At 37.8% G+C, this 13,785-nt stretch carries 13 protein-coding genes and 1 pseudogene; 8 read left to right on the top strand and 6 right to left on the bottom strand.

Going from position 1 to position 13,785, the window contains the following annotated elements:
* Positions 1–101, top strand: a pseudogene (locus tag DV63_RS17720) (DUF1542 domain-containing protein); the annotation flags it as partial.
* A gap of 38 nt (positions 102–139) precedes the next feature.
* Here DV63_RS17720 and DV63_RS09625 read toward each other — a convergent pair.
* The 3 genes from DV63_RS09625 to DV63_RS09635 all read right to left on the bottom strand — a co-directional run bounded on the left by DV63_RS09625 (position 140) and on the right by DV63_RS09635 (position 2,547).
* Positions 140–1,276, bottom strand: coding sequence for a potassium channel family protein (locus DV63_RS09625; RefSeq protein ID WP_000461972.1), 1,137 nt, complete (start codon positions 1,274–1,276; stop codon positions 140–142).
* Positions 1,277–1,423: 147 nt separating this feature from the next.
* The gene (rpmB, locus tag DV63_RS09630; RefSeq protein ID WP_001118998.1) at positions 1,424–1,612 is read right to left on the bottom strand and encodes a 50S ribosomal protein L28; all 189 of its coding nucleotides are present in this window, start codon (positions 1,610–1,612) and stop codon (positions 1,424–1,426) included.
* A 98-nt stretch (positions 1,613–1,710) separates the two neighbouring features.
* The gene (locus DV63_RS09635; protein ID WP_000442294.1) at positions 1,711–2,547 is read right to left on the bottom strand and encodes an HpaA family protein; all 837 of its coding nucleotides are present in this window, start codon (positions 2,545–2,547) and stop codon (positions 1,711–1,713) included.
* Positions 2,548–2,661: 114 nt separating this feature from the next.
* On the opposite strand from DV63_RS09635, the gene mraY reads away from it, so the two are divergent.
* Complete coding sequence (gene mraY, locus DV63_RS09640; protein ID WP_000967150.1) at positions 2,662–3,723, top strand: phospho-N-acetylmuramoyl-pentapeptide-transferase; 1,062 nt, start codon at positions 2,662–2,664, stop codon at positions 3,721–3,723.
* A 1-nt stretch (position 3,724) separates the two neighbouring features.
* A complete protein-coding gene (gene murD / locus DV63_RS09645; RefSeq protein ID WP_000703535.1) occupies positions 3,725–4,993 on the top strand; it encodes a UDP-N-acetylmuramoyl-L-alanine--D-glutamate ligase in 1,269 nt (422 codons plus the stop codon).
* Here murD and DV63_RS09650 read toward each other — a convergent pair.
* Together DV63_RS09650 and ybgC are read right to left on the bottom strand one after the other, a co-directional pair.
* Entirely contained in the window at positions 4,990–5,250 is a 261-nt protein-coding gene (locus DV63_RS09650) for an HP0495 family protein (protein WP_001138725.1), read from the bottom strand. The genes murD and DV63_RS09650 overlap by 4 nt on opposite strands.
* On the bottom strand, positions 5,240–5,641 hold the full coding sequence (gene ybgC / locus DV63_RS09655) for an acyl-CoA thioesterase YbgC (RefSeq protein ID WP_001203783.1): 402 nt from the start codon (positions 5,639–5,641) through the stop codon (positions 5,240–5,242). Before ybgC ends, DV63_RS09650 begins: the two co-directional genes overlap by 11 nt.
* A 230-nt stretch (positions 5,642–5,871) precedes the next feature.
* Between ybgC and DV63_RS09660 the strand changes: the two genes are divergently transcribed.
* Genes DV63_RS09660 through gyrB form a run of 5 tightly spaced genes read left to right on the top strand, consistent with a single transcriptional unit; the run spans position 5,872 to position 13,136 of the window.
* Positions 5,872–7,200 carry a sodium-dependent transporter gene (locus tag DV63_RS09660; RefSeq protein WP_000526599.1) on the top strand — a complete coding sequence of 443 codons (1,329 nt, stop codon included), beginning with the start codon at positions 5,872–5,874 and terminating at the stop codon, positions 7,198–7,200.
* A 10-nt stretch (positions 7,201–7,210) separates the two neighbouring features.
* Positions 7,211–8,539, top strand: a complete 1,329-nt coding sequence (locus tag DV63_RS09665) for a sodium-dependent transporter (RefSeq protein ID WP_000514538.1) — start codon at positions 7,211–7,213, stop codon at positions 8,537–8,539.
* A gap of 14 nt (positions 8,540–8,553) precedes the next feature.
* Complete coding sequence (locus DV63_RS09670; protein WP_000836118.1) at positions 8,554–9,621, top strand: phospholipase A; 1,068 nt, start codon at positions 8,554–8,556, stop codon at positions 9,619–9,621.
* A gap of 56 nt (positions 9,622–9,677) precedes the next feature.
* Complete coding sequence (gene dnaN / locus DV63_RS09675) at positions 9,678–10,802, top strand: DNA polymerase III subunit beta (protein WP_000704301.1); 1,125 nt, start codon at positions 9,678–9,680, stop codon at positions 10,800–10,802.
* A 12-nt stretch (positions 10,803–10,814) separates the two neighbouring features.
* Positions 10,815–13,136 carry a DNA topoisomerase (ATP-hydrolyzing) subunit B gene (gyrB, locus tag DV63_RS09680; protein ID WP_001182042.1) on the top strand — a complete coding sequence of 774 codons (2,322 nt, stop codon included), beginning with the start codon at positions 10,815–10,817 and terminating at the stop codon, positions 13,134–13,136.
* A 92-nt stretch (positions 13,137–13,228) separates the two neighbouring features.
* Here the strand turns inward: gyrB and DV63_RS0208925 are convergent, their stop codons facing one another.
* Entirely contained in the window at positions 13,229–13,618 is a 390-nt protein-coding gene (locus DV63_RS0208925) for a hypothetical protein (protein ID WP_024113856.1), read from the bottom strand.
* Between the last annotated feature and the right edge of the window lie 167 nt (positions 13,619–13,785).

Raw genomic sequence — 13,785 nt, forward strand, 5'->3', positions numbered from 1 at the left:
GCTTGAAAATTAAAATGAAAGAATACGAGGGCTTTTTTAACGATTTTAATACGAGCATGCGCAGCAATGAGCAGGAAGTAACCGCTACACTAAACGCTAATTAGCAAAAACATTTTCTATTTAAAAAGGGCTGTATCAATCACAATGAAATGTAATCCACTTCTTTGGGTCTTTGATGGTTAGCGATGAGTTGCTTGCAGGTCGCAACGCCTTCTGAAGTGCCAACCATTAATAGCTTGGATTCGCTTGCAATGATCGTTTCTCCATCGGGCATGGGGATGTATTTGCCATCTTTTTGAGTGATACCAATCACAAACGCCTTAGCGATCTCTCTAAAATGGGCTTCTTTTAATTTCCTTAACACAAGCCAGCTGGTTTTAGGGACAATCACTTCCTCTAAGTCTAAAAGCGTGTCTTTTTTATTGATAAAACGCTCTAAGATATTTTCCATATCCGGACGCACTGCCATCGCACTCACTCTCTGCGCCATGAGCTTTGTAGGGGAAACCACCATATCAGCCCCTAATTTTTTTAATTTTTCTAAGCCTTCATCGCTATGTGCGCTCGCAATGATGTAGTAAGGTTTGCGCTTTAACTCCTTTTCAAACAAGCGCACGCTCACCATTAACGCCACATTCACCGGTAAAATCTTAGACAAAGCCACAACGCCTCTAGCGCTGCTTAAGTGGGTTTTTAGCATGGCTAAATTGGTGTGCGGATCGCCTATGATATAGTAGGGGTATTTGTGCTTAATGGCTTCTTCTTCAAAACTAGGGTCATTATCCACGACCACAAAAGGGATTTGAGCGGAGCGGAACTGCTTGCTCAATTCAATGGTGTATTCGTTGTGGTAACAAATCACGTAATGATCCTTAAGGCGCGCGATTTTATAAATCATACCTTTCTCCTTAATCAATCTGGTAAGCGTGCCTTTATTGACCACGTTAACTAAAATAGCCACGCTAAAGGCAATAATTCCTGCCCCAAAAAACATTAAAATGGAAGTTAAAAAAATACTTATAGGCCCAAACTGGCTTTCATTTAAAGCGCCAAACCCTGTAGCTGTCATGGTGTAAGTCGTTTGAAAGAAAGCTTGCATAAGGCTATAATTTTCTAGGGCGAAATATCCCAGAGTGCCTAAAAGCACAAGCAATTGGATTAAAATAAGCGGGAGTCTAAAGACCTTAAATTGCTCATAGATTTCAGAATTTAAATTGACTTCTGGCTGGATTTCATCGTCTTTTTTGATTTTAAAAAATTTCAACTTTTCAAACAAAACCAATTCCTAGATCAAAATAAATTCTTTTGAAAGCGTTTCATTTTTAAACTCCCTTAAAATATCAAGCCCGATCGCACCAAACTGATATTTAATAAAGAAGTTTAGTTTTAAGGGTTTTAAAGACGTTGTAAAAACCCTAAGCGGCTAAGCCCCTTTACGCATGGTTCTTAAAGTGGAAGCAGCCACTTTAATGCGTTTAGTTGTGCCATCGTCTAATTGGATCTTAATCGATCGCAAGTTAGGGAGTAAGCGGCGTTTGTTTTTGTTGTTCGCATGACTGACATGATTACCTATCATAGGCCCTTTAAAAGTTAAAGCGCATCTTTTTGCCATTGTGTATCCTTAATATTGAAATAAATTTGATATTATACTTAAAATAGCCTTTAAAAAGACTGATTTTAAGGCTAATTTTTAAATGGTTCGTTTAAGAACTACTTTTTTTGAGGCATAGAACTTTTAAAGCCTTTCATTCTGTCAATAGCGTCTCTGTATTTGGCAATATTTTCTTCTGTAAGTTCTGTTACAGCTTTTTTCATGACAACGGCATACATTCTGTTTAAAATCTTATGTATCGCATCTTCTTTATTCTTTTCTAAATCTTCATGGATAATGTCGCCTGAAGAATCAAACCCTCCAGAATTGCTATGCTTGTAAGTATAGGTCATTGCCTGAAAAGTTCCCACTTCCACAGCAAAATCATGGACTACACGATTGCTTTCTGGCTCATAAAAATTAAACCACACGGAGCCTGAGCTTTGATCCACTAGCGTGTCTAAATTAGGATTATTGGGATCTTTTAAATTCATTTTCAAATCTTCTAAGATTCCCACCCACCCTTTCAAATCCAAAACGGAAAAAATCTTTCTCTTATCTTGAGTGCTTAAAGCTTTTTCATCTTGAAAACGCAACACTTGATAGCCTCTTTTTTCAAAAATAGTTTGGATTTGATTGGCTAAAGCATCTTGAAACTTATCAATATAGGGTTTTAGATTATCGCTCACTTGAATGCGCGGCGTTAAAATACCTACAATATGGTGGTTTTGTGGGGCTTGAACGATATGTATCGGATAATTAAAATCTAGCGGCGTAACATATTCAGAGCTTGTTTGTATTCTTTCATGAGTTTGAACTTGATTTTTAGCGCCATTTGGTGTTTTTGTTTCAGCGCTTGGATTCATCGCACAACCGATCAACACGCTTGAAAGCCCTAAAGCCGCTAACATTTTAGAATAAACTCTAACTTTTTTAAAAATAAGCGAACGCTCCATAAAAAACTCCTAAAATAAAAATTGAAACTATAATTATACTATTTTTAAGTAAATCAATTTGCGCTACAATTTTCTTTTTTCTAAATTTTAAGCATGGCGGTTTTAGGGGATTTTATGCTCTATTCTTTACTATATGGCTATTTTAATATCAATCTTTTCCAATATTTGACCTTTAGAGCAGGGTTAGGGTTTTTCATAGCCTTTTTCCTCACGCTTTTTTTAATGCCTAAATTCATTCTATGGGCCAAGGCTAAAAAGGCTAACCAGCCCATTTCAAGCTTTGTGCCAAGCCACCAGAATAAAAAGGATACCCCTACGATGGGGGGCATTGTGTTTGTTTTTGCAACCATTGTTGCGAGCGTGTTGTGCACGTCTTTGGGCAATCTTTATGTGTTGTTAGGGATAATCGTGTTAGTGGGCTTTAGTTTTGTGGGTTTTAGAGACGATTACACTAAAATCAACCAACAAAATAACGCCGGAATGAGCACGAAAATGAAATTTGGCATGCTGTTTGTCCTTTCGCTTGTGGTGTCTGTTTTGTTGAGCCTTAAGGGGTTAGACACTTTTTTATACGCGCCTTTTTTGAAAAACCCCTTGTTTGAAATGCCCACGATGTTAGCGGTTGGTTTTTGGGTGTTGGTTTTTTTATCCACGAGCAATGCGGTGAATTTAACCGACGGGTTAGACGGATTAGCGAGCGTGCCTAGCATTTTCACCCTTTTAAGCCTTTCTGTCTTTGTGTATGTGGCAGGGAATGCGGAATTTTCTAAATACTTGCTCTATCCTAAAGTCATAGATGTGGGGGAATTGTTTGTTGTCTCGCTAGCGTTAGTGGGATCGCTTTTTGGCTTTTTGTGGTATAACTGCAACCCGGCAAGCGTGTTTATGGGCGATAGCGGGAGCTTGGCTTTGGGAGGGTTTATCGCTTATAACGCTATCGTTTCGCATAATGAAATCTTACTCGTTTTAATGGGATCGATTTTTGTGGTAGAAACTTTGTCTGTGATCTTGCAAGTAGGGAGCTATAAAACCCGTAAAAAACGCCTTTTTTTAATGGCGCCTATCCATCATCATTTTGAGCAAAAGGGCTGGGCAGAAAACAAGGTGATCGTGCGTTTTTGGATCATTTCTATGCTGAGTAATTTAATCGCTCTTTTAAGCTTGAAGGTGCGTTAAAATGAAAATCTCTTTATTGGGGCATGGCAAAACCACTCTAGCCTTAGGGCGTTTTTTTAGAAAAAACCCTAACGAAGTCAAATTTTTTGATGATAACTTCACTTCATTTTTTAAGGATAGAGAGGGTTTTCTTTGCTATCCTAGTAAGGATTTCAACCCTAATGATTCCCAACTAGAGATAGTCAGCCCTGGCATTAGTTTCACGCACCCTTTAGTGATAAAAGCCAAGCATTTAGTGAGCGAATACGATTATATTAATAGCTTGTTTGATTTGGTTTTCACGCCTACTATAATCAGTATTAGCGGCACTAACGGGAAAACCACCACGACAGAAATGCTCACGATGCTTTTAGAAGATTTTAAGGCTGTGAGTGGGGGGAATATCGGCACGCCCTTGATTGAATTGTTTGAAAAACAATCGCCCTTGTGGGTGTTAGAAACAAGCTCTTTTTCTTTGCATTACACCAATAAGGCTTACCCTTTAATCTACTTGCTCATCAATGTAGAAGCCGATCATTTGACTTGGCATTGCAATTTTGAAAATTATTTGAACGCTAAACTCAAGGTTTTAACATTGATGCCTAAAACTTCGCTCGCTATTCTTCCCTTAAAATTCAAAGAACACCCCATTATTCAAAACTCGCAAGCACAAAAAATCTTTTTTGATCACAGTGAAGAGGTTTTAGAGCGTTTAGAAATCCCTTCTAACGCTCTTTGTTTTAAGGGAGCGTTTTTATTAGACGCTGCTTTAGCCCTTTTAGTTTATGAGCAATTTTTAAAAATAAAGAATTTAAAATGGCAAGACTATAGAGAAAACGCCCTTAAAAGACTGAACGCTTTTAAAATCGGCTCGCATAAAATAGAAGAATTTAGGGATAAACAAGGGCGTTTGTGGGTAGATGACAGCAAAGCCACGAACATTGACGCCACCTTACAAGCCCTAAAAACCTTTAAAAACCAAAAAATCCATTTGATTTTAGGGGGCGATATTAAAGGGGTCAATTTAACCCCCCTTTTTGAAGAATTTAAAAATCATGAAGTAAGCCTTTATGCGATAGGATCAAGCGCTTTTATCATCCAAGCCTTAGCGTTAGAATTTAATGTTTCCTGTCAGGTTTGTTTGGAGCTAGAAAAAGCGGTTCAAGAAATTAAAAGCGTTTTATTACAAAATGAAGTCGCTTTGCTTTCACCCAGCGCGGCCAGTTTGGATCAATTTTCTTCGTATAAAGAAAGGGGTGAAAAATTTAAAGCGTTTGTTTTAAAGGATTAAAGCGCATGTGCCACAACATCTAATTGTGAAATTTTTTGAAAAATCTCGTTCCGTTCTGCTTCGTTTGAAACTTCCATAGAAACATTAAAGCTATAAAATTTAGCGTTTTTAGAAGTGTTTTTAAATTCCAATTTAAAGGGGCGTTGGTAGGTTTCTAAAAGCTCTTTTAGCACGCTTGTATCGTTGGTGGTCATAATCACCCTATAATCCCAAAGGCAAGGGTAAATGATAGTGGGTTTTTTTAAATCAGACGGCATTGAACAGATCCTTAAACAATTTAGGAATGGCAATAGGACTGTATGTAGAGCGATTGACAAAGCCAAACTTGATTTCTGAAGCAAAGACTTTAAAAGGCTTCATAGGTTCTAAAGAAGCGTTTTGGATACAATAAATTTCTTGAAAAAGCACCACAAAAACCTTTCTTAATTCTTTAATTTGCGTTCTTATTTCTAAGACCTGTCCAAGGCTCGCGGGGGTGAAAAAATCCGCTTTGATAGAGCGGATAACAAACACGCCTTCTTCATTTTCTGGCAAGACCTTTTGTTTAAAAAAAAACTCGCTCCTAGCCCTTTCGCAATATTTCAAATAATTCGCATGATAGACCACGCCTTCAGAGTCGGTATCTTCGTAATATACCCTACAGCGCATTAATTCCCCTTACTTAAATAATGAAATTTTCTTAAAATTATACAATATGTAACTTAACTATAGTATAATCTAGGGGCGTTGCTTTATGTTTTTTAGGTATTTTTAAAGTGGGTTTTTTCTTAAATCTTAAGATCTTTAAAGATTTTAAAAAACTGATACAGCAATAGTTGGACGATTAAGGACATCGCTCTTTAATTTTAATCATTGACAAGGAGTTTGGTAGTTAAGATATGGGTAATCATTTTTCTAAATTAGGATTTGTTTTAGCCGCATTAGGGAGCGCGATAGGTTTAGGGCATATTTGGCGTTTCCCCTATATGACTGGGGTGAGTGGTGGGGGTGCTTTTGTCTTATTGTTTTTATTTTTATCTTTAAGCGTTGGCGCGGCGATGTTTATCGCTGAAATGCTATTAGGACAAAGCACGCAAAAAAATGTAATAGAAGCTTTTAAAGAGCTTGACACTAACCCTAAAAAACGCTGGAAATACGCAGGGCTTTTGCTTATTTCTGGGCCTTTAATACTGACTTTTTATGGCACGATTTTAGGTTGGGTGCTTTATTATTTAGTGAGTATTAGTTTCAATTTGCCTAACAGTATTCAAGAATCTGAACAAATCTTTAATGATACCTTACAATCCATTAGGTTACAATCCATAGGGCTTTTGAGCGTTTTATTGATAACCGGATGGATTGTTTCTAGGGGGATTAAAGAAGGCATTGAAAAACTCAATTTGGTTTTAATGCCCTTACTCTTTGCTACTTTTTTTGGTTTGCTTTTTTATGCGATGAGCATGGATTCTTTTTCTAAAGCTTTCCATTTCATGTTTGATTTCAAACCAAAAGATTTGACTTCTCAAGTGTTCACTTATTCCTTGGGGCAGGTTTTCTTTTCTTTAAGCATAGGTTTAGGGATCAATATCACTTACGCTGCGGTTACTGATAAAACGCAGAATCTGCTTAAAAGCACCATTTGGGTGGTTTTATCAGGGATTTTAATCTCTCTTGTGGCAGGGCTTATGATTTTCACTTTTGTGTTTGAATATGGGGCGAATGTCTCACAAGGCACAGGGTTAATCTTCACTTCTTTACCGGTGGTTTTTGGTCAAATGGGAGCGATAGGCATTCTTGTTTCAGTTCTTTTCTTGCTCGCGCTCGCTTTTGCTGGCATCACTTCTATGGTGGCTTTATTAGAGCCAAGCGTGATGTATCTTACCGAAAGGTATCAATACTCCCGTTTTAAGGTTACTTGGGGTCTTGTAACGCTCATTTTTATCGTAGGCGTGGTGTTGATTTTTTCGCTTCATAAAGATTATAAAGACTCACTCACTTTCTTTGAAAAAAGTCTTTTTGATTGGTTGGATTTTGCATCAAGCACCATTATCATGCCTTTAGGCGGGATGGCAACCTTTATTTTTATGGGCTGGGTTTTGAAAAAAGAAAAATTGCGTCTTTTAAGCACGCACTTTTTAGGCCCTAAATTGTTTGCAACTTGGTATTTCTTGCTTAAATATATCACCCCTTTAATTGTGTTTTCCATTTGGTTGAGCAAGATTTATTAAAACATTTAGCATGGGAAAATTTTCTAAATTAGGCTTTATTTTAGCCACTTTGGGTAGCTCTATCGGTTTAGGGCATATTTGGCGCTTTCCCTATATGGTAGGTCATAATGGGGGGAGCGCGTTTGTGCTTTTATATCTAGCGCTAACCTTGAGTTTAGGCATTGCTATGCTTTTAGTGGAAATGCTGATTGGGAATTTGGGTAAAAAAGATGTTGTTTCTAATTATCAGATCTTAGATCCTAAAAGGAAAAAATATTACCCTTTCACTTCTTTTTTTATTTTAGGCGGCCCTCTCATTTTATCCTTTTATGCGGTGGTGTTAGGCTGGGTGCTTTACTATCTTTTTGTGGTAACTTTTGATTTGCCTAAAGATTTAGAGCAGGCTAAAATGCAATTCAGCATGCTCCAAAATGGCAGTTTAATCTGGCCTGTTATTGGCTTTAGCACATGCTTATTGCCGACAATCTGGTTTGTTTCTAGGGGGATTGAAGAGGGGATTGAAAAATTAAATGTAGTGCTGATGCCGTTATTGTTTGTGATTTTCATAGGGCTTTTAATCTATGCGATGACTTTAGAAAGCATGCCTAAAGCTTTGCGCTTTTTATTTAATTTTGAGATTCAAAAGATTGATTTTAAAGTTGTTATGGACGCTTTAGGGCAGATGTTCTTTTCTTTGAGTTTGGGGGTAGGCACGATTATTACTTACTCAGCTTTCACGCCCAAAAAAGAAAATCTATTCAAAAGCTCTTTATTTATTGTCTTGCCCGGTATTTTAATCTCTTTGATTGCTGGGGTGATGATTTTCACCTTTGTGTTTGAATACCATGCAGATGTGTCTCAAGGGCCAGGGCTTGTTTTTATTTCCTTACCTTTGACTTTCGCTAAAATGGGCATGAGCGGGCAGATTGTCTCGCTCTTTTTCTTTATGGCGCTTGTTTTTGCCGGGATCACTTCTACGGTTTCTTTGATAGAGCCTTTAGCGCTTTATCTCATCAATCGTTTTAATTTTTCACGCCTTAAGGCGTCGCTATGGATAGGGGTTGTTGTGTATGCTTTAGGCGTTTTAGTCATTCTTTCTATGAATGAACGATACGCTAAGTTTTTGAGTTTCGCTCATAAGAGCGTGTTTGGGTGGCTGGATTTCATCACTTCTTCATTTTTAATGCCTTTGGGAGGCTTGTTTTCAGTCTTGTTTGTAGGATGGATTTTAAATAAAAAGCGCTCTTTTTTAGCCACGAAGCATTTCTTTAACGCAAACGCTTTTAAAGCATGGCATTTTAGCGTTCGTTTTATTGCGCCTGTAGTGATCTTAGCGATTTTCATCTTGCAATTTAAGTGAAATAAGGATGCTTGATGAAAAGCATTTTGCTCTTTATGATTTTTGTAGTTTGTCAGTTAGAAGGCAAAAAATTTTCACAAGATAATTTTAAGGTGGATTACAACTACTATTTGCGCAAACAGGATTTGCACATCATTAAAACGCAAAACGATTTGTCCAATGCCTGGTATCTCCCTCCACAAAAAGCCCCCAAAGAACATTCTTGGGTGGATTTTGCTAAAAAATATTTAAACATGATGGATTATCTAGGCACTTACTTTCTACCTTTTTATCATAGTTTCACCCCCATTTTTCAATGGTACCACCCCAATATCAACCCGTATCAACGCAATGAGTTTAAGTTCCAAATTAGTTTTAGAGTGCCTGTATTTAGGCATATTCTTTGGACTAAAGGCACGCTTTATCTGGCTTATACCCAAACTGACTGGTTTCAAATTTACAACAATCCCCAATCCGCTCCCATGCGAATGATCAATTTCATGCCTGAACTCATTTATGTTTATCCTATTAATTTTAAACCTTTTGGGGGTAAAATAGGGAATTTTTCTGAAATTTGGATAGGTTGGCAACACATTTCTAATGGCGTGGGGGGCGCGCAATGTTACCAACCTTTTAATAAAGAAGGTAATCCTGAAAACCAGTTTCCAGGAGGGCCTGTAATCGTTAAAGATTATAACGGGCAAAAAGATGTGCGCTGGGGGGGGTGTCGTTCGGTGAGCGCGGGGCAACGCCCTGTGTTTCGTTTGGTGTGGGAAAAGGGAGGTCTAAAAATCATGGTCGCTTATTGGCCCTATGTCCCTTATGATCAATCCAACCCTAATTTGATTGATTATATGGGATATGGTAACGCTAAAGTTGATTACAGGAGAGGGCGCCACCATTTTGAATTGCAACTTTATGATATTTTCACGCAATACTGGCGTTACGATCGCTGGCATGGGGCTTTCCGCTTAGGTTATACCTACCGCATTAACCCTTTTGTGGGGATTTATGCGCAGTGGTTTAACGGCTATGGCGATGGCTTGTATGAATACGATGTTTTTTCCAATCGTATAGGGGTAGGAATACGCTTAAACCCTTAAAAAAGCGTTCTTTTATGCTATAATTAAGTCCAAAAATTCAAGGGGATTATTCAATTATGAAAATCAGTGTTAGTAAAAACGATTTAGAAAACACTTTGCGCTACTTGCAAGCTTTTTTGGATAAAAAAGACGCTTCTTCTATCGCTTCACACATCCATTTAGAAGTCATTCAAGAAAAGCTTTTTTTAAAAGCCAGCGATTCAGATATTGGGCTAAAAAGCTATATTTCTACGCAATCCACCGATAAAGAGGGCGTTGGCACGATCAACGGGAAAAAGTTTTTGGATATTATCTCATGTTTAAAAGACTCTAATATTATTTTAGAAACTAAAGATGACAGCTTGGTGATCAAACAAAATAAAAGCTCTTTCAAACTCCCCATGTTTGACGCTGATGAGTTCCCTGAATTCCCTGTTATTGAGCCAAAAGTGGGTTTAGAAGTCAATGCCCCCTTTTTAACAGATGCGTTTAAAAAGATCGCTCCTGTGATTGAGCAAACCAGCCATAAAAGGGAATTAGCCGGTATTTTAATGCAATTCAATCAAAAACACCAAACCCTTTCAGTGGTAGGCACGGATACCAAACGGCTTTCTTACACGCAGTTAGAAAAAGTCTCTATCCATTCCACTGAAGAAGACATCTCTTGCATTTTACCTAAAAGGGCTTTATTAGAAATCCTTAAGCTTTTTTATGAAAATTTCAGTTTTAAAAGCGATGGCATGTTAGCGGTGGTTGAAAACGAAACGCACACTTTTTTCACCAAGCTCATTGATGGGAATTACCCTGATTATCAAAAAATCCTCCCTAAAGAATACACTTCTTCTTTCACTTTAGGCAAGGAAGAATTTAAAGAGAGCATTAAATTGTGCAGTTCTTTAAGCTCCACTATTAAACTCACTTTAGAAAAAAACAACGCTTTGTTTGAATCTTTGGATTCTGAGCATAGCGAAACGGCTAAAACCTCTGTTGAGATTGAAAAAGGTTTGGATATTGAAAAAGCCTTTCATTTGGGCGTGAACGCTAAATTTTTCCTTGAAGCCTTAAACGCTTTAGGGACAACGCAATTTGTTTTAAAATGCAATGAGCCTTCTTCGCCTTTTTTGATTCAAGAGCCTCTTGATGAAAAGCAAAGCCACTTGAACGCTAAAATTTCCACTTTGATGATGCCAATCACATTATAAAGGCTGATTTGAATGCAAAATTACCAGAGCCATAGTATTAAGGTTTTAAAAGGCTTAGAGGGGGTTAGGAAACGCCCTGGAATGTATATTGGCGATACCAATGTGGGTGGGTTGCACCACATGGTGTATGAAGTCGTGGATAACGCTGTAGATGAGAGCATGGCGGGTTTTTGCGATACGATTAATATCACTTTGACTGGTGAGGGTTCATGCATCGTAGAAGATAACGGGCGAGGCATTCCTGTAGATATTCACCCCACAGAAAAAATCCCTGCTTGCACCGTGGTTTTAACGATTTTGCATGCGGGGGGCAAGTTTGATAATGATACTTATAAAGTTTCAGGCGGTTTGCATGGCGTGGGCGTTTCGGTTGTGAACGCTTTGAGCAAACGCTTGATTATGACCATTAAAAAAGAGGGTCAAATCTATCGCCAAGAGTTTGAAAAGGGTATCCCCATTAGTGAGCTTGAAATCATTGGCAAAACCAAAAGCGCTAAAGAAAGCGGCACGACTATTGAATTTTTCCCTGATGAAAGCGTGATGGAAGTCGTTGAATTTCAAGCGGGTATTTTGCAAAAACGCTTCAAAGAAATGGCGTATCTTAACGACGGCTTAAAAATTTCTTTCAAAGAAGAAAAAACCCAACTGCAAGAAACTTATTTCTATAAAGACGGCTTGAAACAATTCGTTAAAGACAGCGCTAAAAAAGAATTGCTCACCCCCATTATTTCGTTTAAAAGCATGGATGAAGAAACGCGCACTTCTATAGAAGTCGCTCTAGCGTATGCTGATGATTATAATGAAAACACTTTAAGCTTTGTGAATAACATTAAAACTTCTGAGGGTGGCACGCATGAAGCGGGCTTTAAAATGGGCTTGTCTAAGGCGATTTTACAATATATTGACAATAACATTAAAACCAAAGATTCGCGCCCCATCTCTGAAGACATTAAAGAAGGGTTGATTGCGGTTGTGAGCTTGAAAATGAGCGAGCCTTTATTTGAAGGGCAGACTAAATCCAAACTCGGTAGTTCGTATGCGCGCGCGTTGGTTTCAAAATTAGTCTATGATAAAATCCATCAATTTTTAGAAGAAAACCCTAACGAAGCCAAAATCATTGCCAATAAAGCCCTATTAGCTGCAAAAGCCAGAGAAGCCAGTAAGAAAGCCAGAGAGCTTACAAGGAAAAAAGATAATTTGAGTGTCGGCACTTTGCCTGGAAAATTAGCCGATTGCCAGAGTAAAGACCCCTTAGAGAGTGAAATCTTTTTAGTGGAGGGCGATAGCGCGGGCGGGAGCGCTAAACAAGGGCGCGATAGGGTTTTCCAAGCGATCTTGCCTTTAAAAGGTAAGATTTTAAATGTGGAAAAAAGCCATTTGTCAAAAATCCTGAAATCAGAAGAAATTAAAAACATGATCACGGCTTTTGGGTGTGGCATTCAAGAGAGTTTTGATATAGAAAAATTGCGCTATCATAAAATCATTATCATGACCGATGCTGATGTGGATGGGAGCCATATCCAAACCTTGTTGATGACTTTTTTCTATCGTTATTTACGCCCGCTGATTGAACAAGGGCATGTTTACATCGCTCAAGCCCCTCTTTATAAATACAAGAAGGGTAAGACAGAAATCTATCTTAAAGATAGCGTCGCTTTGGATCATTTCTTAATTGAGCATGGCATCAATTCGGTGGATATTAAAGGGATTGGCAAGAACGATTTGATGGGTTTGTTAAAAGTGGCGCGCCATTACCGCTACGTGCTTTTGGAATTAGAAAAACGCTACAATTTGCTAGAAATTTTACGCTTTTTGATTGAAACTAAGGACGCCTTAAGCTTTGATATGAAAGTTTTAGAAAAAAGCATTTTAGAAAAATTAGAGGGCTTGAATTATCAGATCTTACGCTCTTTTGCTGCTGAAGAAAGCTTGCATTTGCACGCGCAAACCCCTAAAGGCTTGGTGGAATTTAACCTAGATGACAACCTCCTTAAAGAAGTGTTGTTTGAAGAAGCGAATTACACTTACCAAAAGCTTATGGAGTATAATTTAGATTTCTTAGAAAATAAGGATATTTTGGCGTTTTTAGAAGAAGTGGAAAATCACGCTAAAAAGGGAGCGAATATCCAGCGCTATAAAGGGCTAGGCGAGATGAACCCTAATGATTTATGGGAAACGACCATGCATAAAGAAAACCGCAGCTTAATTAAACTCAAAATTGAAGATTTAGAAAAAACCGATGCAGTCTTTTCGCTTTGCATGGGCGATGAAGTAGAGCCTAGAAGAGCCTTTATCCAAGCGCATGCTAAAGATGTGAAACAGCTAGATGTGTAAGGATTTTGATTAGAACCCCTAAACATTTAAATCAGCGAGAGAGCGTGAATTTAGGGGCTTATTACACACCTTGTTATTGAGTGTAGGAAACGCTAGGCGATCATATCTCTTGATCGCAGGATACCCCTAGAGTATTCATCGGCAGGTTCGTAGCCATCTTCTAAAAGTTTGGCTGTGTAGTGTTTGTTATAAACAAATGCAATTATTATATTAACTATATTAATTATATTACCTAAAAAAACTACTAAAAATATCACTATAAGATCATCATCTGGAATTTTATCAATGTCTGGAAACATTCCATCAATGATGGCACCCACCAAAAAATAATAACAGCAAAGGGAAATAAACATGACGATCGCCCATCTTACATCGCCTCTGATAATAGGCACCAAAAAACCAAAAAACAAAGTTGTCCAAGAAAACCCAACAAACCCCTTTTTAATGAGATTATCTTTTTTCAAATTGATTGTAGCCACCATGCCTCCTTTTAATATTTGTTATATTATACAAGAGAGAGAGAAGTCAAGGGGTTTGATCAAAAAAAAGGCTTTATTTTGATTGGATAAAATTATCGCTTGCCCACACAAGATCTTTGTTATTGGATTGTAAAAAATACTAAAAAGCATTTTTTAACCTTAATAATCAA

Source organism: Helicobacter pylori FD535, from assembly GCF_000296015.2.
Lineage (GTDB): Bacteria > Campylobacterota > Campylobacteria > Campylobacterales > Helicobacteraceae > Helicobacter > Helicobacter pylori_CT.